18 protein-coding genes and 1 pseudogene are annotated in these 23,986 nt (G+C 63.9%); 1 reads left to right on the top strand and 18 read right to left on the bottom strand.

Annotation, left to right across the window (positions count from 1 at the left end; genetic code table 11):
• Positions 1-16: 16 nt before the first annotated feature.
• Complete coding sequence (locus KI241_RS12245) at positions 17-796, top strand: TSUP family transporter (RefSeq protein ID WP_042731997.1); 780 nt, start codon at positions 17-19, stop codon at positions 794-796.
• Here KI241_RS12245 and nudC read toward each other — a convergent pair.
• The 18 genes and pseudogenes from nudC to KI241_RS28045 form a co-directional block, all read right to left on the bottom strand.
• Positions 764-1,594, bottom strand: coding sequence for an NAD(+) diphosphatase (gene nudC, locus KI241_RS12240; RefSeq protein WP_042731998.1), 831 nt, complete (start codon positions 1,592-1,594; stop codon positions 764-766). The two genes, KI241_RS12245 and nudC, sit on opposite strands and share 33 nt — an antisense overlap.
• A gap of 6 nt (positions 1,595-1,600) precedes the next feature.
• Positions 1,601-2,413: a crotonase/enoyl-CoA hydratase family protein gene (locus KI241_RS12235; protein ID WP_042731999.1), complete on the bottom strand. Its 813-nt coding sequence runs from the start codon at positions 2,411-2,413 to the stop codon at positions 1,601-1,603.
• Between the two features lie 211 nt (positions 2,414-2,624).
• Positions 2,625-4,108: pseudogene (locus KI241_RS12230) on the bottom strand (efflux transporter outer membrane subunit).
• A complete protein-coding gene (locus KI241_RS12225; RefSeq protein WP_042732001.1) occupies positions 4,105-7,209 on the bottom strand; it encodes an efflux RND transporter permease subunit in 3,105 nt (1,034 codons plus the stop codon). The pseudogene KI241_RS12230 and the gene KI241_RS12225 overlap by 4 nt, the downstream one beginning before the upstream one ends.
• Positions 7,210-7,390: 181 nt before the next feature.
• A complete protein-coding gene (locus KI241_RS12220) occupies positions 7,391-10,486 on the bottom strand; it encodes an MdtB/MuxB family multidrug efflux RND transporter permease subunit (protein WP_123579954.1) in 3,096 nt (1,031 codons plus the stop codon).
• Positions 10,483-11,799: an MdtA/MuxA family multidrug efflux RND transporter periplasmic adaptor subunit gene (locus tag KI241_RS12215; RefSeq protein ID WP_047738128.1), complete on the bottom strand. Its 1,317-nt coding sequence runs from the start codon at positions 11,797-11,799 to the stop codon at positions 10,483-10,485. The genes KI241_RS12220 and KI241_RS12215 overlap by 4 nt, the downstream gene beginning before the upstream one ends.
• 219 nt (positions 11,800-12,018) lie before the next feature.
• Complete coding sequence (gene tpx / locus KI241_RS12210; RefSeq protein WP_047738127.1) at positions 12,019-12,519, bottom strand: thiol peroxidase; 501 nt, start codon at positions 12,517-12,519, stop codon at positions 12,019-12,021.
• A gap of 103 nt (positions 12,520-12,622) precedes the next feature.
• Entirely contained in the window at positions 12,623-13,294 is a 672-nt protein-coding gene (locus KI241_RS12205) for a DUF3313 domain-containing protein (protein ID WP_042728232.1), read from the bottom strand.
• Between the two features lie 214 nt (positions 13,295-13,508).
• On the bottom strand, positions 13,509-14,492 hold the full coding sequence (locus KI241_RS12200; protein WP_042728231.1) for a LysR family transcriptional regulator: 984 nt from the start codon (positions 14,490-14,492) through the stop codon (positions 13,509-13,511).
• Between the two features lie 102 nt (positions 14,493-14,594).
• Positions 14,595-15,524: a peptidylprolyl isomerase gene (locus KI241_RS12195; RefSeq protein ID WP_042728230.1), complete on the bottom strand. Its 930-nt coding sequence runs from the start codon at positions 15,522-15,524 to the stop codon at positions 14,595-14,597.
• Positions 15,521-16,000: a YbjN domain-containing protein gene (locus KI241_RS12190; protein WP_212803755.1), complete on the bottom strand. Its 480-nt coding sequence runs from the start codon at positions 15,998-16,000 to the stop codon at positions 15,521-15,523. Before KI241_RS12190 ends, KI241_RS12195 begins: the two co-directional genes overlap by 4 nt.
• Positions 16,001-16,023: 23 nt before the next feature.
• Positions 16,024-16,671 (bottom strand): hypothetical protein, encoded by a 648-nt coding sequence (locus KI241_RS12185; RefSeq protein ID WP_053144307.1) that lies wholly within the window; start codon positions 16,669-16,671, stop codon positions 16,024-16,026.
• A 15-nt stretch (positions 16,672-16,686) separates the two neighbouring features.
• A complete protein-coding gene (locus KI241_RS12180) occupies positions 16,687-18,378 on the bottom strand; it encodes a putative porin (protein ID WP_042728227.1) in 1,692 nt (563 codons plus the stop codon).
• A 39-nt stretch (positions 18,379-18,417) separates the two neighbouring features.
• On the bottom strand, positions 18,418-19,122 hold the full coding sequence (locus KI241_RS12175) for an energy transducer TonB (RefSeq protein ID WP_042728226.1): 705 nt from the start codon (positions 19,120-19,122) through the stop codon (positions 18,418-18,420).
• A 2-nt stretch (positions 19,123-19,124) separates the two neighbouring features.
• Positions 19,125-19,550: a biopolymer transporter ExbD gene (locus tag KI241_RS12170; RefSeq protein ID WP_042728225.1), complete on the bottom strand. Its 426-nt coding sequence runs from the start codon at positions 19,548-19,550 to the stop codon at positions 19,125-19,127.
• A gap of 10 nt (positions 19,551-19,560) precedes the next feature.
• Entirely contained in the window at positions 19,561-21,360 is a 1,800-nt protein-coding gene (locus KI241_RS12165; RefSeq protein WP_047738120.1) for a MotA/TolQ/ExbB proton channel family protein, read from the bottom strand.
• A gap of 17 nt (positions 21,361-21,377) precedes the next feature.
• On the bottom strand, positions 21,378-22,982 hold the full coding sequence (locus KI241_RS12160; protein WP_212803754.1) for a ShlB/FhaC/HecB family hemolysin secretion/activation protein: 1,605 nt from the start codon (positions 22,980-22,982) through the stop codon (positions 21,378-21,380).
• A gap of 26 nt (positions 22,983-23,008) precedes the next feature.
• A complete protein-coding gene (locus KI241_RS28045) occupies positions 23,009-23,344 on the bottom strand; it encodes a transposase (protein ID WP_338474783.1) in 336 nt (111 codons plus the stop codon).
• Between the last annotated feature and the right edge of the window lie 642 nt (positions 23,345-23,986).

The following is a 23,986-nucleotide window of genomic DNA, read 5'->3' as shown; positions in this document are numbered from 1 at the left end:
CGAATAAGCCGATTCCATGCCTTTTGAACTCAGCGTTGACCTCACTACCCTCGCTATCCTGATTCTTGTCGCGTTCCTTGCCGGTTTCATCGATGCCATTGCCGGCGGTGGCGGCCTGTTGACCACCCCGGCGCTGTTGACGGCGGGCCTACCACCGCACCTGGTCCTGGGCACCAACAAACTGAGCTCGACCTTTGGCTCGGCTACGGCCAGTTTCACCTTCTACCGGCGCAAGCTGTTTCATCCCCGGCAATGGACCCACGCCCTGGTCGGCACGCTGATCGGGGCCTTGGTTGGGGCGGTCGTCGCCCATTACCTGCCCGCCGAATGGCTGAACAAGATGCTGCCGGTGATCGTCTTCGCCTGTGGCCTGTACCTGTTGTTTGGCGGCACGCCCAAGGCCCCGCTGGACAGCGACGCCCCGATCAAGAAGACCTGGCAAGCACCCCAAGGCTTCAGCCTGGGTTTCTACGACGGTGTCGCCGGTCCCGGTACGGGCGCGTTCTGGACGGTCAGCAGCCTGCTGCTCTACCCCATCGACCTGGTCAAGGCCAGCGGCGTGGCGCGTAGCATGAACTTCGTCAGCAACATTGCCGCACTGTCGGTGTTCATCTTTTCCGGGCAAGTGGACTGGGTCATTGGCCTGAGCATGGGTCTGTCGGTGATGACCGGGGCGTTCTTCGGGGCTCGCACCGCCATCAGCGGCGGCGCGAAGTTCATCCGGCCGGTGTTCATCACCGTGGTGTTGGGCCTGACGGTGCGTCTAGCCTGGCAGCACTGGTTCAGCATGGCCTAGACGACGAGCCACGTAGAGGTCGATCAGGTAGCGCGCGATGGAGCGCGAGGCCGGCAGCGGTGGCAGGTTGTGCACGTTGAACCACTGGGCGTCCTCGATTTCGTCCTCCTGGGGCACGATGTCGCCACTGGCGTACTCGGCGTGGAAACCCAGCATCATCGAATGGGGGAACGGCCAGCACTGGCTGCCCACGTACTGGATGTTCTTCACCTCGACGCTGACTTCTTCGCGCACTTCCCGCACCAGGCAGTCCTCGGCGGACTCACCAGGCTCGGCGAACCCCGCCAGGGTGCTGTAGACACCGCTGACGAAACGCGGCGAACGCGCGAGCAGGACCTCATCGCCGCGAGTGATCAACACGATCATGCTCGGCGAAATCCGCGGGTAGTGGCGCAAGTCGCAGGCATCACAGTACATGGCGCGTTCCCGTGGGACCTGGCTCATGCGCTTGCCGCAACTGCCACAGAATCGATGCTCGCGGGCCCAGGTGCCGATCTGCGCCGCATAGCCCAACACCTTGTAGAGCGTGTGGTCATCCTCGAGCATGAACGCCCGCAGGCCCTTCCAGTTGCACCCTGCTATCTCCTGCGTGCCCTGCAACTCCAGCAGGTACACCGGCTCGCCATCCAGGTGACCGATACCGTGTTCGGCAAGGATCGACAGGTCCTGGCGCTTGAGCCATTCGCGGGGAAACAGTGCGCCGTTGTCATCGAACAGAAAGCCTTCCGGGCTTCGGGCCACAGCCCAGCCGCCAGGAAGTTCGGTGTCGATTACTGCGGTGGTCCAGCGTGAAATCATGGTCAGTCAATCCAGAAATTCGGGTTTCTGTTTGCTCATATGGGCGGCCATGGCCACGCGCAGGTCGGTCGATTGCAACATGGCGGCGTTCCACGTGGCGACATACTCCAGCCCGTCGTCGATGCGGTGGTCGCGCATGTAGCTGATCATTTCCTTGGTGCCGGTCACGGCGATCGGCGACTTGGCGGCGATCTCCCGGGCAATGCCCATCACGCCGTCGAGCAAGCCGGCCGCGTCGCTGTAGACACGGTTGACCAGGCCAATGCTGCGCGCTTCGTCGGCCCCGAAGGTACGCCCCGTATAAGCGAGTTCACGCAGCATGCCGTCCCCGATGATCCGGGGCAAGCGTTGCAACGTGCCAACATCGGCGGCCATGCCGATATCGATTTCCTTGATCGAGAACTGGGCGTCCTCGGCTGCGTAGCGCATGTCGCAGGCCGCGATCAGGTCGATGGCACCGCCCAGGCAATAGCCCTGGATCGCCGCCAGCACGGGTTTGCGGCAGTTGTCGACGGCGTTGAACGAGGCTTGCAGTTGCAGGATCTTGCGTCGCAACAGGCGCGCATTGCGGCCCACGTCCTTGCCCATTTCGTTGGCCACGCCGGCCAGCATCATCAGGTCTATCCCCGATGAAAAATGTTTGCCGGCCCCGCTCAGCACCACCACCCGTGCCTCGTCGGTGTCATCGATCCATTGGAAGATCTCGATGATCTCGCTCCAGAACGCGGCGTTCATCGAATTGATCTTTTCCGGCCGGTTGATCTGCACGTGGGCGATGTTGTCTGCAAGTTCGACGCTGAACGCTTGGTATTGCGACATGGCAGTGATCCTTTACCGGCTGAAAAGAGGCCTGAACTATAACAAGCCAACGCGACGGGACGTAGGCAGTGCATCGGCCAAAAGCGGGACTCGATGGCAGCGATAAAGATGATCCGTGGCGAGGGAGCTTGCTCCCGCTGGGCTGCGCAGCGGCCCCATTTTTTGAGTGCTTCGCACTCAGGCATGAGCAAGCTCCCTCGCCACAGGCTAATTAATCAACCTTGTCAGTCGCCTCCAGCCGCCCGTCCCACCCTCCCCCAGCGCGGCAATCAACTGCACGCTGGCGATCAGGCGGCTCTGCTGCAGGCTCAGCACGCTACGCTCATTGCTCAAGGCGGTGGCCTGGACAGTCACCACATCCAGGTACGCGATCAACCCGGCCTTATACTGGTTCTGGGTCAGGCGCAAGGACTCGCGAGCGGCATCGAGGGCCTCCTGGCGCACACGCGCCTCATCTTCCAGCACCTTGAGCTGGATCATGTAGTTCTCCACCTCACGAAAGCCGTCGAGCACGGTCTGGCGATAAGTGGCGACGGTCTGGTCGTAGGCGGCGACGCTGCGGTCGACTTCCGCCGAGCGCTGGCCGCCGTCGAACAGGGTCATGGCCAGCTGCGGCCCAACCGACCAGAAACGGTTCGGCACGCTCACCCAGTTGTCATAGGTACTGCTGCTGTAGCCACCGCTGAGGCTCAAGGTCAGGTCCGGGTAATAAGCCGCCTTGGCCACGCCGATGTTGGCGTTGGCGGCCATCACCGAGCGCTCGGCCGAGGCGATGTCCGGCCGGCGCTCGAGCAGTTGCGAGGGCAGCGCCACCGGGATTTGCGGCAGCGCCGGGACCTCCTGGGTCTCGGCCAGGTTGAACTCGGCCGGCGGCAGGCCCATCAACACGGCGATGGCGTTTTCAAACTGGGCCCGCTGCCAGATCAGGTCGATCAGGTCGCCCTGGGTGGTCTTGAGCTGGTTCTGGGCCTGGGCTACCGCGTCCCTGCCGGAAACGCCGGCGCGGTATTGGTTCTCGGTCATTTTCAGCGAGCGCTGATAGTTGTCGACGGTGCTTTGCAGCAAACGCTTCTGTTGATCGAGAACCCGCAGTTGCAGGTAGTTCTGCACCAGCTCCGACTGCTGGCTCAGGCGCATGGCGGCGAGGTCGGCAAAGCTGGCCTGGGCGCTCGCCTCGTCGGCTTCGAGGGTACGCCGCAGCTTGCCCCAGATGTCGGCCTCCCAACTGACGCCCGCCTGGGCGTTGTAGGTGTCGCGGATACCGCTGGATGAACTGCTCAGGCTCGAACTGCTACTGCCGGTGCCCTGACTGGAGCGGGTCTTGCCCACGGTCAGGTCCACGCTCGGAAAAAACGCGCCCCGGGCACTGCGCACCAGCGCCCGGGCCTGGCGGTATTGCGCCTCGGCCTGGGCCACGGTCTGGTTGGAGGTATTGAGCGTTTCCACCAGGCCGTTGAGCTGCGTATCGCCGTACAACTCCCACCAGGCGCCTCGGGCCAAGGCGTCGCTGGGATTGGCCTGGCGCCAGCCCTGGGCCTGTTTGTACTGCGCTGGCGCGGCGGCCGACGGGCGCTGGTAATCCGGGCCGATGGCGCAGGCACTGAGCATCGCCACGCACAGCGCCAGGCTCAGTCCCCGTGACCCACGGGCGGTCGCCAACACGGTGGCAAGATGGAAAGGCGAACGATCGGTCATAGCGGAGTTTCCAGGGCAGCATCAGTGCGCACGCCGCGCCAGTGGTTGAAGCGATGGCGCAACTTATCAAGATAGAGGTACACCACCGGCGTGGTGTAGAGGGTCAGGACCTGGCTGAACACCAGCCCGCCAATGATGGTCAGGCCCAGCGGCTGGCGCATTTCCGCGCCTTCGGCATTGCCGAGCAGCAGCGGCAAGGCCCCCAGGATCGCCGCCAGGGTGGTCATCAGGATCGGCCGCAAGCGCAGCAGGCAGGCACTGCGGATCGATTCGAGCGGCGACTGGCCGCCTCGCTCCAATTGCAGCGCCAGGTCGATCATCAGGATCGCGTTTTTCTTCACCACACCGATCAGCAGGAACAGCCCCAGCAGTGAAATCAGGCTGAACTCGCTGCCCAGCGCATAGATCGACAGCAACGCGCCGACCCCGGCCGATGGCAGCGTCGAGAGGATGGTCAGCGGGTGGATGTAGCTCTCGTACAGCACGCCCAACACCAGGTAGACCGCCAACAATGCCCCGAGAATCATGAACGGCTGGCTCTTCTGGGTCGCCGCGAATGCGTCGGCGGTGCCGGCCATTTTCACGATGACATCTTCGGGCATGCCGAGCTTGGCAATGGCGCGCTCGATGGCGGCGCTGCCCTGCTCCACCGTCACACCCTCGGCCATGTCGAACGAAATGCTCTCGGAGGCGAACTGGCCTTCATGGCTGACCCGGTCGTCCTCCAGGCTGTTCTCGTAATGGGCAATGGTCGACAGTGGCACTCGCGCGCCGTCGGCCGTGATCACCTGGACTTGCTCCAGGGTGCTCGGGTCCTGGGCGTACTTGGGATTGACCTCCATCACCACCTGGTACTGGTTGAGGCTGTCGTAGATGGTGGAGATCTGCCGTTGGCTGTAGGCGTTGTTGAGCACCGCCGTGACCATGTTCATGTCGATGCCCAGGCGCTTGGCCTGGTCGCGGTCCACCACCAGTGTCACTTGCTGCGCCCCGCCACCGTCGCGCGCGTCGATGGCGGTCAGCTCCGGCAAGGCACGGAACGCCGCCGTGACCTTGGGGTACCACTCGCGCAGGGACGCCAGGTCGGCACTTTGCAGGATGTAGGAATACTGCGAGGTGGTCTGCTCGCGCCCGCCACCGAACTGCAGGTCCTGGTCGGCCATCAACATCAGCTGGGCACCAGGAACCTTGGGCATTTCCTTGCGCAAGCGCTCGATGACTTTCTGCGCGGAAATCTCCCGGTCCTTGATCGGCTTGAGGCGCACCAGCATGAAGGCATTATTGGTGCCGTTGTTGCCGCCAATGAAGCCGGCGACGCTCTGCACCGCATCATCCTTGAGCACAGCACGCCGGAAGATTTCCATCTTCGGTTGCATCACGTTGAACGACAGCCCGTCATCGCCGCGCACGAAACCGATCAACTGGCCGGTGTCCTGCTGCGGCATGAAGGTCTTCGGCACCACCACGTACAACGCCACGTTCACCCCGATGGTCACCAACAGGCTGAGCAAGGTCAGGCGGCGATGGCGCAGGACCCAGTCCAGGCTGGTGGCGTAGCCACGCACCATGCGCTCGTTGAGCCGCTGGCTCCAGCGCTGCAAGCGGTTCTCCTGACCCGGCACGTGCGGCTTGAGCCAGCGGGCGCAGAGCATTGGCGTGAGCGTCAGCGAAACCACCAGCGAGACCACGATGGACGCGGCCAGGGTGATGGAGAACTCGCGGAACAAGCTCTCGATGATCCCGCCCATGAATAGGATCGACAGGAACACCGCCACCAGGGAGACGTTCATCGACAGCAGGGTAAACCCGACTTCACTCGCCCCCAGGTAGGCCGCCTTCATCGGCGCCACGCCCTCGTCGATGTGCCGGGAAATGTTCTCCAGCACCACGATGGCATCGTCCACCACCAGCCCGGTGGCAAGGATCAGCGCCATCAGCGACAAGTTGTTCAACGAAAAGCCGTACAGGTACATCACCGCGAACGTGCCCACCAGCGACACCGGTACCGCCAGGGTCGGGATCAGCGAAGCACGGAAGTTGCCGAGGAACAGAAACACCACCAGCACCACCAGGGCCACGGCGATCAGCAGGGTCATTTCCGCTTCATGCAAGGTCGCCTTGATCACCGGCGAGCGGTCCATCGCCAGGTTCAGCTTGACGCTGGCCGGCAGCACCGCCTGCAACGCCGGCAACTGAGCCTTGATCTCGTTGACCGTCTCAATGATGTTGGCCCCGGCCTGCCGGTTGATCACCAGCAACACCGCGGCATCGTCATTGAAGAAACCGCTGTTGTAGCGGTCCTCGACGCTGTCGGTGACTTTCGCCACGTCCTTGAGCCGCAACACCGAGCCATCCTGGTAACGGATGATCAGCGTTTCGTAGTCCTTGGCCTTTTCCAACTGGTCGTTGGCCTGGACCTGCCACATGCGCCGGTCGTCCTCCACCGACCCTTTGGGCCGGCGCACGTTGCTGTTGGCAATCGCGGTGCGCACGTCATCCAGGGCCACGCCGTACTGGTCCAGCGACTTGGGCTCCAGTTCGATGCGCACCGCCGGCAGGGAGCTGCCGCCGATCTGCACTTCACCGACGCCCGAGACCTGGGACAGGCTCTGGGACAGGATGGTCGAGGCCAGGTCGTAGAGCTGGCCTTTCTCCAGCACGTCCGAGGTCAGCGACAGCACCATGATCGGTGCCTGGGACGGGTTGACCTTCTTGTAGGTGGGCATGCTGCGCATGCCACTGGGCAACAGGTTGCGCGAAGCATTGATCGCCGCCTGCACCTCCCGCGCCGCGCCGTTGATGTCGCGGTCCAGGTCGAATTGCAAAATGACGCGGGTGGAGCCCTGGCTGGAACGGCTGCTCATGGTGTTGACCCCGGCGATGGCGCCGAAGGAGCGTTCCAGGGGCGTTGCCACCGTCGACGCCATCACTTCCGGGCTGGCGCCCGGCAGACTGGCCTGGACGACAATCACCGGGAAATCCATCTGCGGCAGCGGCGACACCGGCAACAGGCCGAAGCACACCCCGCCGAGCAGCGTGATGGCGAAACTCAGGAGCATGGTTGCCACGGGACGGCGGATGAAGGGGCCGGAGAGGTTCATTGGGCTTGGCCCTGAGCATCAAACGACAACCGCGCTCCGCTCTTGTGGCGAGGGGATTTATCCCCGCTTGAGTGCGCAGCGCTCACAACACAGCCTGCTACGCAGCCTGACGGGGATAAATCCCCTCGCCACAAAAGGCAGCTCTGCTCCGGTCGCACACCGGTAGTCAATCTGCTGCCCTTCATGCCTGCACCTCTTTCCCATCCGGCTTGGCAAACCGGCGGCCCAGGCGGTCGAAATACAGGTAGATCACCGGCGTGGTGAACAGCGTCAGCACCTGGCTCACCAGCAGCCCACCCACCATCACCAACCCCAGGGGTTGGCGCAGTTCGGCGCCGGAGCCGGTGGCCAGCATCAGCGGCACCGCCCCGAACAAGGCGGCCAGGGTGGTCATCAGGATCGGCCGAAAGCGCAGCAGCGCGGCCTGGTAGATCGCCGTCTGCGGGTCCACGCCCTGGTTACGTTCGGCGTCGAGGGCGAAGTCGATCATCATGATCGCGTTCTTCTTGACGATGCCGATCAGCAGGATGATGCCGATGATCGCGATCATCCCCAGGTCGTTGCCGGTGAGGATCAGGGCCAGCAAGGCGCCGATGGCCGCCGATGGCAGCGTGGACAGGATCGTGATCGGGTGGATGTAGCTTTCGTACAGCACACCGAGGACGATGTACATGGTCACCACGGCCGCCAGGATCAGTAGCAAGGTACTCGACAGCGAGGCCTGGAACGCCTGGGCCGCACCCTGGAACTCGGTCTGTACCCCCAGCGGCATGCCGATGTCGTGCTGGACCTTTTCGATCACCTCCACCGCGTGCCCGAGGGCCACGCCGGGGGCGAGGTTGAACGACATCATCACCGCCGGGAACTGGCCGATGTGGGCAATCGCCAATTGCGCCTGGCGTTCCTCGACCCGGGCCAGGCTCGACAGCCGCACTTGTCCGCCGTCAGTGGTCTTGACGTGGATCTGGTCCAGCGCCTGGGGCCCGATGCGCTCCCCGGCCTGGGCCTGCAGCACCACGCGGTACTGGCTGGCCTGGGTGTAGATGGTGGAAATCTGCCGCTGGCCGAAGGCGTCATACAAGGCATCGGTGATGTTCGACACCGACACGCCCAGGCGTGACGCGGCATCGCGGTCGATCACCAGATAGACCTGGAGGCCCTTGTCCTGCAAGTCGCTGGCGACGTCGGTCAGTTCCGGCTGGCTGGCCAGGGCTTCGACCAGCCGACCGCTCCAGAGGCTGAGCAACTCGGCGTCCGGCGACGACAGGCTGAACTGGTACTGGGTGCGGCTGACCCGGTCCTCGATGGTCAGGTCCTGCACCGGCTGCATGAACAGGCGGATGCCTACCAGTCGATCCAATTGCGGCTGCAACCGGGCAATGATCTCGGTGGCGCTGTCATCTCGTTCGCCGTGGGGCTTGAGGTTGATCAACAGGCGGCCGCTGTTGAGCGTGGCGTTGTCGCCGTCCACGCCGATGTAGGACGACAGGCTGTCCACCGCTGGATCGGCGAGGATCACCTTGGCCAGTTGCTGCTGGCGTTCACTCATGGCGGCAAACGAAATCGATTGCGGCGCTTCGGAAATGCCTTGGATCACGCCGGTGTCCTGCACCGGGAAAAACCCCTTGGGCACGGCCAGGTACAGCACCACCGTCAGCACCAGGCTGCCCACCGCCACCAGCAGGGTCAGCGGCTGGTGCTTGAGCACCCACTGCAACCGGCGCCCGTAGCCGGCGATCAACCAATCGATCCAGGCCCCGCTGGCGCGGTAGAAACGGCCTTGCTCGTGTGCCTCGGGTTCGCGCTTGAGCAGGCGCGCGCACATCATCGGCGTCAGCGTCAGGGACACCACCAGGGAAATCAGGATCGCCACCGCCAGGGTGATGGCGAACTCACGGAACAGCCGCCCTACCACGTCCGCCATGAACAGCAGCGGGATCAGCACGGCGATCAGCGACAGCGTCAGGGATACCAGGGTGAAGCCGATCTGCTTGGCCCCCTTGAGCGCGGCCTGCAACGGACTGTCGCCTTCTTCGATATAGCGGGCGATGTTTTCCAGCATGACGATGGCGTCGTCCACCACGAACCCGGTGGCGATGGTCAGGGCCATCAGCGTCAGGTTGTTGATGGAGAAGCCCGCCAGGTACATCACGCCGAATGTCCCGATCAACGACAGCGGCACCGCCACGGACGGGATGATGGTGGCGCTGACACGGCGCAGGAACAGGAACGTCACCATGACCACCAGGGCAATGGCGATCAGCAGTTCGTGTTGCACATCGGTGACCGAGGCGCGGATGGTCTGGGTACGGTCGGTGAGCACGGTGACGTCGAGGCCGGCTGGCAGGTTGTCAGTGATGCTGGGCAGCAGGGCCTTGATCCGATCCACCACCTCGATGACGTTGGCCCCCGGCTGGCGCTGGATGTTCAGCAGCACGGCCTGGTTTTCGTTGGCCCAGGCGGCAAGGCGCTCATTCTCGGCACCATCGACGATCTGCGCCACATCCTTGAGCCGCAACGGCGCGCCGTTGGCATAGGCCAGGATCAGCTCGGCGTAATCCTTGGGCGAGGTCAACTGGTCGTTGGCGTCGAGCATCGAGACCCGGGTCGGGCCGTCGAAGTTGCCCTTGGGCTGGTTGACGTTGGACGCACCGATCAGCGTGCGTACATCCGCCAGGTTCAGGCCGTTGGCCGCCAGCGCCTCGGGGTTGACCTTGATCCGCACCGCCTGGCGCTGGCCACCGGCAATGGTCACCATGCCGACCCCGCTGATCTGCGCGATCTTCTGCGCCATGCGGGTGTCCACCAGGTCATTGAGCTTGGGCAGCAGCATGGTCTTGGAAGTAATCGCCAGGGTCAGCACCGGGGTGTCCGCCGGGTTGACCTTATTGTACACCGGCGGCGCCGGCAGGTCGTTGGGCAGCAGGTTGGTGGCGGCGTTGATCGCCGCCTGCACCTGTTGCTCGGCGACGTCCATGTTGATTTCGAGATTGAAGCGCAGGGTGATCACCGACGCGCCACCGGAACTGGTGGAGGCCATCTGCGTCAGGCCCGGCATCTGCCCGAACTGGCGCTCCAGGGGCGCGGTCACCGCACTGGTCATCACATCGGGGCTGGCGCCGGGGTACAGGGTCATCACGCGGATGGTCGGGTAATCGACCTGGGGCAACGCCGACACCGGCAACAGCCGATAGGCGATCAGGCCGGCCAGGACGATGGCCAGCATGCTCAGGGTCGTGGCGACCGGACGCAGGATGAACAGCCGCGAGAGATTCATGCGCCGCCCTTTTTCGCCTTGTCGGCCGCTGCCGATTCAGCCGGCGCCGCCGCGGTCTTGCCCTGCAAGTGTTCGGTGGGTGAAGTGGGCACGTCCTGGCTGTCGTTGACCACTTCCACTTCGCTGCCTTCCTTCAGGCGGTCGGTGCCTTCCAGCACCACCCGATCGCCGGCGGCCAGGCCTTCGGTGACCACGGTGTTCTCGCCGTCGCTGGCGCCGATCTTGAGTTTCTTGAGGGTGACTTTCTTGTCGCCCTCCAGGGCATAGACAAAGGTGCCATTGGTGCCGAACTGGATGGCGGCCGTCGGTGCCAGGATCACGCCCTTGAGGGTGTCGGCCAGCAGGCGCACGTTGACGAACTGGTTGGGAAACAGCGACTGGTCGCGGTTATCGTAGCGAGCCTTGAACTTCAGGGTGCCGGTGGTCACGTCGATCTGGTTGTCCAGGCTCTGCAGGACACCCTTGGCCTGGAGTTTTTCGTCACCCCGGTCCCAGGCTTCGACCGGCAGCTTCGCGCCACTGTGGTAACGGGCCAGCACGGTTTCGAGGCTGTTTTCCGGAAGGGTGAACACGACGCTGATTGGTTGGGTCTGGGTGATGACCGCCAGGGCCGTGGTGTCGTTCGCCGCCACCAGGTTGCCGACATCCAATTGGCGCAAGCCGACGCGCCCGGAGATCGGCGCACGGATCTTGGTGAATTCAAGGTTGAGCCTGGCGTCGTTGACCGCCGCCTGGTTGGTCTTCACCGTGCCCTGGTACTGGCCTACCAGCGCGGCGGCCGTATCGAGGGTCTGCTTGGCGATGCTGTCTTCGGCATACAGCCCGCGATAACGCTCCAGGTCCACTTGGGCATTCTTCAATTGCGCCTGGTTCTGCAACAGCGTGCCTTCGGCCTGGAGCAACGCGTTCTGGTATGGACGCGGGTCGATCTCGGCCAGCAGGTCGCCGGCCTTGACCATCTGCCCTTCTTCAAAGGCAATCTTGACCAGTTCCCCGCCCACCCGGCTGCGCACATTGATGGTGTTGAGCGCCGTGACCGTGCCCAGCGCCTTGTAGTACAGCGGGAAATCACCGGTGACCGCCGGCGCCACGCGGACCGGGATCGGCCCCGAGGCGCCGCCGAATCCAGGCCGCATGCCGCCCGAGCGTCCCATGTGCCCGGCTGCGGCCTTCTGCCCTGCCCCAGGCTTCTGGGTCGTGCTGGAGGGCCAGAACTTCCAGGCCAGCAGCGCGACGACCAGGAGGATAAGCAAGCCGAATAGCCAGCGGCGGGGATGACGGGAAACAGAGGATTGCATGGAGTGATCAACCATTGGGCGCGTGGGCTTCTTCTACGGGAGGCTGAACGATAAGCACTGGGCGGTATTTAGCAAAGCGGCTTTACCGGCAATTTACCTTGGGCTTACCTTTCGTCAAATCGGCTAAAGCCTTGAAGTACAAATAAAAACGGCCTGGGTTGGACCCTGGCCGTCGAAATTGTAATAAATGATCTGTTTCAGAACACTTATTTCAGGATGCCTGGTTTCACGGCATCACTTCAGCGCGCTGAGCGCCGCGTCGTAGTTAGGCTCTTCGGCGATTTCCTTGACCAGCTCGCTGTGCAGCACGGTGTCGTTCTCGTCCAGCACGACGACGGCACGGGCGGTCAGGCCCTTGAGCGGACCATCGGCAATGGCCACGCCATAGTTCTGGATGAACTCGGCACCGCGCAGGGTCGACAGGCTCTGGACGTTGTCCAGGCCTTCGGCGCCGCAGAAACGTGCCTGGGCGAACGGCAGGTCGGCGGAGATGCACAGCACCACGGTGTTATCCAGCTCGTTGGCCTGGGCATTGAACTTGCGCACAGAGGTGGCGCAGGTCGGCGTGTCGACGCTTGGGAAAATATTCAGCACCTTGCGCTTGCCGGCGAAGCTCGCCAGGGTAACGTCGGACAGATTGCCGGCCACCAGGGAAAAGGCTGGCGCCTTGGAGCCGGCTTGGGGCAATTGGCCGTTGACTTGAACCGGGTTGCCTTTGAGCGTGACTTGAGCCATGAACGGATTCCTTCTGACAGGTTTGAAAGGTCGAGGCCGGAGTTAACCATGAAATGCCGCCATGACCTATGCCCGGACAGAAAAAGTCATGCTTCGGGCGCCGCTACTTGGCCTTGAGTTTCAGGAATGACTGGTGCATGTCATTCGCCCAGCCATCGATGACCGGTTTGACATCATCGACTTTCATCACCTGGGCGTCGTTGGCCAACGGCTTGCCCGTGCCTTTGCGCACCACCTGGGCGATCACGGCATTGCTGCCGCCGTCGAGAAACACCGCTTCGGTGCCCAGAGTGGTTTCCTGGTCACGAATACCACTGGCCGTGCTGACCGCCGCCGCCACCAGGGCAATCGGCACCACTTCATAAGGCTTCAGGCCTTGGGTCTTGCTGCCCACGGCAGTAATGGCCGCGCGCATCACCAACACCCCAGGGCCCGGGCTCTTGGCCAACGGCAGGGATCTTCCCGCTTCACGCATGAGCGCCTGGTCGTAGTAAGCCGTGATGCCGGACAAGGTGGCCTGAGGAATCCTGACGGTCGGCTGGGGCTTGGGATAAAGCTGCGTCGGCTCGATATAGATGCTGGTGTATTTGCTCGGGTCGATCGTGGGATCAATCCAGCGCATCACCTCGGCGCCCGACGGCGACTTGTCCTGCTTGAGCCGGCTGTAATCGCCCAGGAAACCGGAGTACTCGTCCGGCTGGGTGACTTGAGTGGAGCAACCCAACAAGGCGAGCGAGGCGATGCAGACGCTGCCAATCATTGACGCGAGTTTCATGCGGCCACTCCTGTCATCCACCCGGGACCGGGTTTGAGTTAAAGGTATAGACAATGCCTGGGGTTTTGCCTGTTTTATCGAAGGCGCCCGACGATGGGAGCAAACCTGCCCGCGACGCGCTCGGTCAGCCGGCATACCCGTGGACCGTGCCGACGCCTTCGCGGGCAAGCTCACTCCTACAGGCATTTGAGGTAGATGCCGATGGGGCCAGGGCTTATGTCTGAAACCAGTCCCGACGCTCATCCAGGGTATGGCGGATCAGCTCGACGAGCATTTGTATCTCTGCCGAGGCTTGGGCGTCGGCGTTGATGGCCATCCATACTTCGCGCTGCATCGGCGAGCCGAAGATGCCCGGCAAGGCCACCAGGCCGCGGTCGAAGCGGCTCATGTACTGCGGCACCAGGCCAATGCAGGCGCTGCATCGGATCATCTCCAGCATCAATTCATAGGATTGCACCTGCACCACGCCGGCCCGGCGCTGCTCCATCAGGCTGTTCCAGGGCGTGAAGCTGTCCACCTGCCGGTCCGCCAGCCATTGCACCAGCATGTAGTCGTTCAGATCCTCCAGGCGCTGCGGACGCGTCGCCGGCCGCGAATAGCGCTTGGCCATGTGTGGCACATAGTCCAGCCGCGCCAGGCGCTGCGCCGGCAACGTAGCGAAGCTGGGCCCCGGCATCGTCGCCTGGGTATCACTGAGCCACAGCACCAGGTCAGCACTGACGGCTTGCAGCGCCAGGTCGCTGTCCAGGGTGATGATCTGCAAGCGGACGCTGGCATTGCGTCGCAACAGCGAGATCAGGTCGCGCCCGAGGATGTCGTGCAGGATCGGTTCGGCCACCGCCAGGCGAATCAGCGGCTGGTCGTTCAGCGGCGGCGTCCCTTCCTGAGCCAGGGCAATCAAGCGTGCCTGCAATTGCCGGCCTTCGCGGCTGAGGGTCAGGGTGCTGCCCTGGTAACTGAACAGCGAGCGTTGCAGGCGCCCTTCCAGGTGCGCCAGTTGCTTGCGCAACCAAGTGGCCTTGACGTTGAGGCTGCGCGCCGCTTGCATGAAGCAGCCACATCGCGCACTGACCAAAAAACATTGCACCACCTGGGGCTCGATGTTCCCGGCCAAGGCAAGCCAGGGGTCAGGGGCACGCAACGGGGTGCGATAAGGGTGGATGACAGCCTGGCGTCCTGCTGGCTCGGTGAAGGTCATGGGTGACTCCCTGTCGGTTGTACGGATAAGCAGGTGCTACACAATCATTCATTTCTGGTTGAACGCGCCTCTGGCAAGAGGTAACACCCTTCGAGTCCAAGGCTAGCGGACCTCCTCCAGGACCTTGCTCAACTGCGCCCCGTCAATGCTCAAGGTCGCGGTGTCGAGCATGCCCTCCAGGTAGGCCTTGGCGATCTGTTCCTGGCGCTGGGCGCGCAGGGCCTGGGTCAACCGTTCGCGGACTTCCTCCAGGGTCGCGTCCCGGGCCGGCTGCTGCTCGGTGAGCTTGATCACATGGAACCCCGCCGCACTCTGCACCGGGTCGGAAACGGCGCCGACCTTCATCCGCGCCACCGTCTCGCGAACCGGTGGCACGAATTGCTGCAACGGCTGGTAGCCACTGTCGCCACCGCGCTCCTGGGAATAGCGGCTGGCCAGGGCGGCAAACTCGGCCGGCGACGCCTGGGCCTTCTTGCTCAACTCCAGCGCTTGTCGGCGCACCGCCTCCACCGTTTGCGGCTCGGTGGCGGCGAGGAATATCTGACTGACGCGGTACAGCGCCGGCGCGGTCCAGTTGGCTTTGCCGGCATCGTAGGCCTGCTTCAGCTCGTCTTCGCTGGGGTACCCGGCGGGCACCTGGCTGACCGATTGCAAGTAGTCGCGAAACACGATCTGCTCGGTCGCCGCCCGGGTCTGGCGCTCCACGTCCGGACGCTGTCGCCAGCCTTGCGCGTCGGCCTGCTCCAGCACGGCTTTTTCTGCCAGGCGCGCGCGGATCCAGCCTTCGAGCGCGGTCCGATTGCCGCGCATCTGCTGACGCACCTCGGGGGTCAGCGCTGCCAGCAGCGACTTGAGTTCGTCCGGGCTGACCTGCTGGTTGCCCAGCCGGGCCAGGCTCGGCGATTCGGACGAAACCACGCTGACGGCCTGCACCGCGGCCACCGGATCGCTGCCCGGCCGCATGCCCAGCACTACCGCCACGGCAACCAGGCCCAGGGTTGCGGCGCTGACGACAAAGGTCGGCTTGTTCACGATGCGACAGCCTCTTGCAGCGCAGCCTCGGCCGGCGACGCCTGGTCTTGCAGCCGCTCGGCGTTCTGGCTGTATTCGCGCAGGTAGACAATGAACTCCTGTAGCAGGCGGTCCCACAGTTCAAGCTGGCTGCGCAGGTGATCGACGCTCACGCCGGCCGCCACCACCACGTCCATTTCCATCACCAGGAACTCGCCCTGCACCGACAACCGGGCAAAGCGGCGCGAGGCGTTCCACAACTCCGCCAGCCCGGCCGGCAACTCACCCTGCACACGCAAGGCACAACTGAAGGTGAAATCCAGGTACTCGCCAGCGCTCGGTGTAGGGTTACCAAAACGCACGGCGTAACCGATGCCCTGGCTGGCGCTGAGCAGTTGCACGATGCCGTTCTGCTCGGTTTCGTTGACCCGGTAACCTGCCGCTTGCAACAGCTCGGTCAGGGATTTGACAGAAACCTGTTCAATCATTGCGCTCATGGTCGGTTCTTCCTTGTTCTGTGTCAGTGGGTGATCGAGGCCTGAGGCGCATCGAAACGGTTCTTGTAGAGATCATCGCCAAAGCCCTGGGCCAGTTCCTCGAAACGCACCCGGGTCTTGGCGGCGAATGGCTGGCGGATCTTCATCACGTCGGCCACGTCGATGGTTTCGTAGGCGTGGAGCAGCGTCTTGGCCACGTCGTACATCTGTTGATTCTTGACCGAACATTGCTGCACTTGTGTGTCACGTTCGGTCAATTGCGCCTCCAGGCGCGCGCGCTCGGCTTCCTTGCCACGGGCCAGGGTCAACAGCTCGTCGTAGGCTTTCTTGAACTTGCCGATCTGCTCGTTGCTGGCCGCGACCTGGGCCTGCGCCTGGCTTTGCAGGCTCTGCTGGTGCCCGGCCAGTTGCTCGTTCAGGGCCTGGGCCTTGCTCAGTTGCGCGGTCAGTTGCTTGATTTGCGCCTGCGCGTCCCGGGCTTGGGTCTCGGCGGCCTGGCGCGCGGCGCTGGCCTGGGCCTGTTCGCTTTGCAGGGCCTGCAATTGCGCCGTGGTGCTGCGCAGTTGCGCGCGCAAGCGTTCCTCCAGGCCTTCGCCGTGGGCACTGCCGTTGAGCAGCAGGCCCGCCAGCAGCAACGTCACCGGCACATGGTTCATGGCTCGCCTTTTCATGAGGCCTCCCTGCGCTTAGAAGCGCGTGTTGATTTCAAGCTGCAAGACATCGATGTCGTACGGCGCGCCGTACACCGCTTCGGAACTCAACCAGCGGCCCGTGGCGAAGACGTTGCTCGCCAGGCCGTAGTTGCCGCCCAGGAAATAACCCTTGGCGTTGGTGCCGCCCAAGTGGAACGACGAATCGTTGAAGCCGTCCGGCAAGGCATCCGGCTGGATGTACTTGTAGCCGGCGAACAGGTTCCAATCGCCCTGGCGCTTGAGCTCCAGCGAATTGCCCAGGGTGAACTGCAGCATCCAGGCGTTGGCGCCGCTCTGCACTTCGCCGTCGCTGTCCAGGTTGTTGGCGAACTGCCCTGCCGAGCGTTTGCGCATCTCGCCTTCGTCGTAGCCCAGGTTGTGGACGTAGTGGGCCTGGCTGCGCAGCTTCAGGTCGGCGGGCAGGTCGGCGTCCCAGGCGAAATTCAGGTCCAGCAGGTTGAATTCCGAGGCCAGGCCGACGAACTGCGGTTGTGGCGTGGTGGCCGGGTTGAGGGGGTTGGGCGTGATGTCCCGCAGCAGGAACACGGTGTTGCCCTTCTGCATGAACGCCACGCGCGAGCCGTCGCTGTCGCAGCCAGGGTCGCCGGCCCACGGCTGGCAAGGCGAGGAGCGCTGGCCTTCGATGTCGTCGAAGCGGTAGTAGGCCATGGCGGCCTTGATCCGGTTGCTGTCGTTGATGGCCCAGTTGGCCCCCAGTTGCGCACCGTACAGCCACTTGTTGTCGCTCTCCTCCTTGTCGGAACCGTTGCTGGTACTGGTGTCGTTGGTGTACTCCACCGGGAACGCGCCGACGGTGCCGAACAGCCCCCAATCCTGGTTGAGCTTGCGATTGAAAATCGCCGCCACGCCATCGAAGTTCAGGTCGCCGGAGTACAGCAGGTCGGTGGAGAAAAACGGGTTGGCGAAACGCCCGCCGGTCACGGTCAGCTCATCCGAGGGCTTCCAGGTCAGGTAGCCCTGGTCGAGCCAGATGTCTTTCTTGCCGAAACCACCGCCCAGGGTCTGGGTGGTGGACACCGGGTTGTTGTCCGAACCGGTGCCGATGCGGATGCCAGCGGTCCACTCCGGGGCGATCACCGCCTTCATGCCCAGGCGCGCCCGCAGGCGGAACAGGTTTTCCCGGTCTTCGCGGGTGTTGAGCAGCGGCGGCAGACCCGTGCTGCTGTTGGGGTTGACGTCGTACGGCCCCCTGTCGTTGAGCCGGGCGAAGTCGACGATCTGGTTGCTGTTGGTGCCTGAGTAGTAGCGCGACTCATCCCGCAGGCGAATGTCGCCATCGAAACTGATCCGCGAAACCCAGTCCGGAAAGGTGTTGGGCTGGGCCCAGTTTTCCTGTTTGGCGGTGGCCATGACTTCAGCCTTGACCTGGTCGCGGATCTGATCACGCACGATGTTCGGCACGTACTGCACCCGTACGTCCCCCGGCGCACCGGCCGGCGCCGCAGCCACCGCCGTGGCGGCCTGGCGCGCCTGCACCGCTTCGCGCTCGGCCTGGGCGATCAGGCCGTCGGCCTGGTCCTGCTTCAACACGCCTTGCTGCACGAGCAGGCGGATCAGATTGATCGTGGCATTCTCCGAGGGCGCCGGGGCGCAGACCCCGTGCCCGGCCAGGCTCAAGACCACCAGCCCAACCGCCCACGACAATCGATTCACATTGGAAATCATCTGCACACAACTCCTGTTGGCGAACTTTGAAATAGTCGATTAACCCGGACGCCGTCCCTGCAGGGACAGGCGTACCGGCAACGTCAGGGAAGCCGGCGGCCGCTCACTCAAATGCGGGGCGGCCCGCAGCGCAGAGATCACCTGGTTGTCCACTTGCGCATTGCCGCTGGACTTGACCAGTTCGACCCGGGTGATCTCGCCCACGGCGCTGAGCCAGACGTCGGCCTGCAGCGAGAACGCCAGGCTGCGCAGCTCGGGGTTCTCCCGCAGCAAGCGCTGGAAGGTGAAGGCCAGGAACTGGCTGTAGGTGCCATTGCCCAGCCGGCCACCGCCCGCGCCTGCCATGCCGCCCCCCTTGCCCGCGCCGATGTTGAAGGCGTCGTTGCCGGACTGGGCGTCGCCGTCCATCTGCATCGGGTTCGTCAGGTCATCCACTGGCGAGGGCGGCGCTTCTTCCTCGGGCTTGACCTCTTCGGGTTCCGGGGTCGGTTCGGGCTCGACCACCTTTTCCTCGACCTTGGGCTCCGGTTCCTTGGGTTTTTCCGGAGGGGGTGGCGGCGGTGGTGGCAGCGGGATGATGGTCGGCACCTTTGGTGCTTCACGGCGCACACCGCTCATGTCGTTGGCCCACTGCCACAGCAGCCAGGCGGCCACGCCAGCCAGCAGCAGGCCCGCGGCCCACTTGAGCAGGCGCAGCGGCGAGCGCTTCACCGGGGGCGGGTTGATGGGAAGTTTCGCGGTCATGGTCAGCCCTGGTTCGGTTTGCCGGTCACGAGGCCGACCTGGGACAGTTCCAGCCGCCGCAACAGGTCGAGCACTTCGATGACTTTCTGGTACTGCACCGTGGCGTCACCGCGCACGATGATCGGAAAGTCCGGGTTCTGGGCCTTCTCGATGCGCAAGCGCTCTTCCAGCTCGGCCAGCGTCACCGGGTAGGCGTCGAGGAACACCTGGCCGCCGTCATTCACCGAAATCGCCTTGGTCTTGGCCTCGGACAACGACACCGAGGCGCTGGCCTTCGGCAGGTTGATCTGGATGCCCGACACCTGCGCCGTGGCGGTCAGGATGAACATCACCAGCACCACCATGAGCACGTCCACCAGCGGCGTGATGTTGATGCTGTCCACTGCCGCGTCATCGTCGTCATCGTGTGAAGCATTTACGCTAGCCATCTCGATCCCCTCAGGCCGGTACGAACGATTGGGCGTGATGGTCGCGGCGATGGGCCGACTCACCGGCCTGGCCTTCACCATGCATTTCCGCCAGGCGGGTGATGAACTCGTCGACGAACACCCGCATGTCGGCGCTGACTTCCTTGTTGCGGGTGATCAGGCGGTTGTAGCCAAACAGCGCGGGGATCGCGACGAACAGGCCCATGGCGGTGGCGAGCAACGCGGCGGCCATGCCCGGGGCGATGGCGTTGATGTTCACGTCACCGGCCATCGCCGTGCCGAGGAACACCACCATGATCCCCAGCACGGTGCCGAGCAGGCCGATGTAGGGGCCGCCGGCGATGGCGTTGGACAGGGTCGAGAGCTTCGAACTCAGCAGTTGGTTTTCCCGGGTCCGCACGCCGTCCATGGAGCAACGGATCGCCTCGATGGTGGCGGCCGACACCGACGAGGTATCGGCGCCCTGCTCGCGCCGGGTGCGGATCTCCTTGACGGCCACCAGGTACAGGCGCCACAGCGAGGAATGCTGCAGGCGCTGGGCGAGGTCCTGGTCGTCGGCGAACATTTCCAGGCGCGTGCCGATCCTGGCGAACTGCTCGCGAAAGGCCTGGTTGGCCGCGCTGAGACGGCTGACCATGCGGTTTTTGCGGATCATGATGATCCACGACTGGAACATCATCAGCACCAGCACCGCGATGATCACCCAGGCGTCCAGCGGCACGGCGTTCAACAGGAACCCCAGGCTGCCGAAACCGAAACCGGACTGCTCTTCATCGACGCCGTAGGCCACCAGTTTCGATTCGGCGCCCTGGGCGTTCGCATCGGCCAGCAGCAGCGGTGCCGGACGAGCGACCTTGGAAAGGCGTGCTTCGTCCATGGCGCCGCTGAACGGTGCGAACGCACCGGCCGTGACGTCGGCGCCCAGCGCAATCGGCGAATTGAATGCCGGCATCGCCACGGCGAGGCTCGCGCTCTCGCGGCCGTTGACGTACAGCACCACCCGGTCACCCGAGGCAGTCAAGGCCAGGTGTTGCCATTGGCCGGGGTTCAGCGGCTGGGTCGAGACCGCCCGCTGGCCATCGATCGCCACGAACGGCACGCCCTGGTTCACCCCCACCAGCAGGCTGGCGGCGCCTTCATGGCGGGCCAGGACGATCTGCTCGCCGCCGGCCTGGTCCTGGCGCAGCCAGGTGCTGAACGTGAATGCCGCGCCGGCATTGTGTTGCAGCGAGGGGCTGGCGGGCAGCAGCAGCGGCTGGCCGCTGAACTGCAAGGCACGACCGATCACGCCATCGATGCTGGTGCCCGTTGCGCCCTGGGCATTGTTGCCGTAGGCGGTGGTGTCACGGGGCGGCACGCCGGTGGCGCCGTCGAAGTGGTACAGCGCGGTGTAGTCCGGGTCGAACGTCAACTGGCCGCTGCCGGTGGCCGGCGCTTTCTGGTTGCCGTAGTACATCCACAGGTCCTGGCGTTGACCGCCCTCCACGCTCGGCACATCGACCCAGATCAGCGCCATGCCCATCAACGGGTCGAAGCTTTCGATCTGGTGGTTGAGCACGGTCTTGTCGTCGGCACTGACGAAACGCAGGTCCGAGCCATCGTCCTTGACGCCGTCGAAGGTGAAGTTGCCGGTGTGCAGGCGCACCAGCAGCGCCGTGCGACCCAGGGCCTGGGCGATGGCGGCGCCCTGGGGCGTGGTGTCCACGGAAATCTGTTTGCGGTAGTGCCAATCGTCCTGCCACCAGGCATTGGCGGTCGCCGGAAGCACCAGCCCCAGGCAGATAAACACGGATAACAATAAGCGTTGCATGGACATGACTCCTGGGTTCAAAACGTCGCTTGCAGGTTGAAATGCAGGCGCGATTCCTGTTTCGAGGTGTTCGGCCCGTCGAGCAGCGGAAAGCCCCAATCGAGGCTGCCGGACAGCCATTTGCTCAGGCTCGCCCGAGTGCCGAGGCCAACGCTGGCAAGGGCGTAGTCGGCGTCCTGGTCGGGCAGCTCGTCACGCAGGTACAACTGCGCGCCCTCGGCGAAGGCGTAGAAGCGCCACTCCTGGACATAGCTGCCGAGGAACTTGGCCAGGGACGGTGTGCGCAGCTCCTGGGACAACAGGTAGCCATCGTCGCCGGTGCGTTCGGCCGCCAGGTAACCGCGTATGGATGTGGCGCCGCCGGCAGAGAATTGCTCGTTGGAGACCAGCGGCCCGGAAGCCAATTGGAATGCCGCTTTGGATGCGCTCTGCCAGTCGTTGCCGAAGGTGAAGGTGTAGTTGCCGTCGCCCTTGAGCACGGCAAAGCTGGGGCTGGCGCGGTAGCGCTTGTAGTCGAAGTCTTCGTCGGAACTGCCGTAGCCCAGCAAGCTGCGCGTACCCGCCACCAGGCTCAGGCCCAGGCCCAACTGGCTGCTTTCGGTGTAGCGCAGGCCGTTATAGGCGAAGGTAAAAGGCGCGTACTTGAGCGGTGCCTTGTCGCTGGAGCCACCCAGGCTCAGCTCTTCATCGAAGTCCTTGAAATCCACGCCAACGGAGAACGTGTTGGCCCAGGTTGGACTCGACGGGAGGCTGTAGATCGCCGAAACGCCATAGGAGTGGCCCTTGCCCAGCACGTTGCTGCCGCCGACGGTCGCCACGTTGCTGTCGGACTGGTAGCCAGAGAACTGCACGCTCCAGCGATCGTCCAACGGCGCCGTGTAGGAGCCCGACCAGACCTTGGCGTTTGCGGTGTCCTGAGGGGCGGTGAAGAAGGTCAGCGAAACGCTGTGGCCCAGTTGCCAGAGGTTGTTGTAGCCGAGGCTGGCGACGGTGCGCAGTTTTTCCGTGTCGGCGCTGTAATCGTTGTTCAGCCCGAGGCTGGCTTGCCAAGGGTTCTGGTCTTCGACCTGCAAGTCCACGTCCATGGTGCCGGGCCGCTGGCCTTCGCGCACCAGCGGCATCACCTGACGCCCCGGAATCTTGTTCAAGCGCGCCAGTTCTGCCTGGACCTGGGCGAAATCGGGCACCTCGCCCTCCTTCAGGGCCGGCACGTCGTCACGGATTTCCACCGGCGAATAATGCTTGGCCCCCACCACTCGCACGCGACCGACCTTGGTTTCGCTGACTTGCAGATAGACGATGCCGTCTTCGACCTTCTGCTCGGGCAGTTCGACGAACACCGATTGATAGCCGCGCGCCTGATAGACCTTTTGCAAGGCGTCGCGAGCCCCTTCGATGTCGCTCAAGGCCTTTTGCGGGCCGAGGAAAGGGTACACCGCTTCCTCGATAGCCCGGGCATCGAGCACGGTGTTGCCGCGCACGAAGTATTCGTTCACGTCCACCCGCCGCGCAGCAGCCGCCTCGGCCTCCTGCCCGCCTTCGGCCGCGAATGCCGACGGCCCGCCGACCGCCAGTAGCAACCAGCCCCACACCGCCGGCCGCGCTTTGGAAAAATGCTCCACACCACCCCCTGAATTCAAGATACGGCTCAATTGCTGGCAGTCGATGTCGTGGCGTGCCGGGCCAGCCAGGTGTGCAGCAGCGCAAAGTTCAAGGAGAACTCGGGCATTTGCAGCAAGGCGCCACAGAACACTTCACCGATGATTTTCTCGATGAGCCTCACCGCCCGCGCATCGCCCAGCAGCGTGGCGAGGTCTTTGCTCAAGACGTTGAAACTCCAGACCTTCTGGTTCAGGTCGAGGCCGACGAACCAGCGGAACAGCAGGTTGTAATTGAGTTGTTCGTAGAGTTGCTGCTCGCTGGGCACCGAATAGAGCAGTTGCAGCAAGAGGATGTGCATGGCGGTCTGCGGCGCGATGAGCATCTCGGCATCGGCGTTGAGGCCCTGCAACACGTCGCGATGGTCGTCGAGCAGGTCGTCGATCTGCGGACGCAGCAGGACCAGCGAATGGCCCTGCGGAATGTAGCTGGACACTTCCTTGAGCGCGCCCTGCCAGTCATCCTGGGAAACGATCCAGACCCACGGCGCGCCGTAGCGGTACACCGAAACCGGCTGCTTGCGCGCCGCCTCGACGATTTTCGACAGCCGCTGGTCAAGCTCCTGCATGCCCACTTTCGAATAACGTTCCATAGTCCCCATCGCCCTCACTCCCGGCTTCGCGCCCCGGCTCCAAACGACCCCAGAGGGGCCCCTCGAACACGTCACACAGGCATGACGGGAATGGCGATGTGCTACCGAACTTTTGTCATGAAAGCTTCATTCTTTGGCAAATGGAGGGGGTGTGGTGGGTGACTGAGCAGGTGCTTGAAAGCGGTTCTCGGGTGCTCACACCTAAGCAACGCCAGGCGCAGGTTTTGTGAGCATCCCCTACTTATTTGTGGGAGCGGGCTTGCCCGCGAAAGCGGTCTGTCTGGGCCGGTGATGCTGGCTGGGCTGGCCCCTTCGCGGGCAAGCCCGCTCCCACAGGGGATCTTTGGCTGGCGCAGGTTTTGTGGACATGCCCCA

This window comes from Pseudomonas sp. Cab53 (genome assembly GCF_018325965.1).
Taxonomy (GTDB): domain Bacteria; phylum Pseudomonadota; class Gammaproteobacteria; order Pseudomonadales; family Pseudomonadaceae; genus Aquipseudomonas; species Aquipseudomonas chlororaphis_E.
The sequence above is the reverse complement of the archived record's forward strand: the minus strand, read 5'-3'. Positions and strand labels throughout refer to the sequence as shown.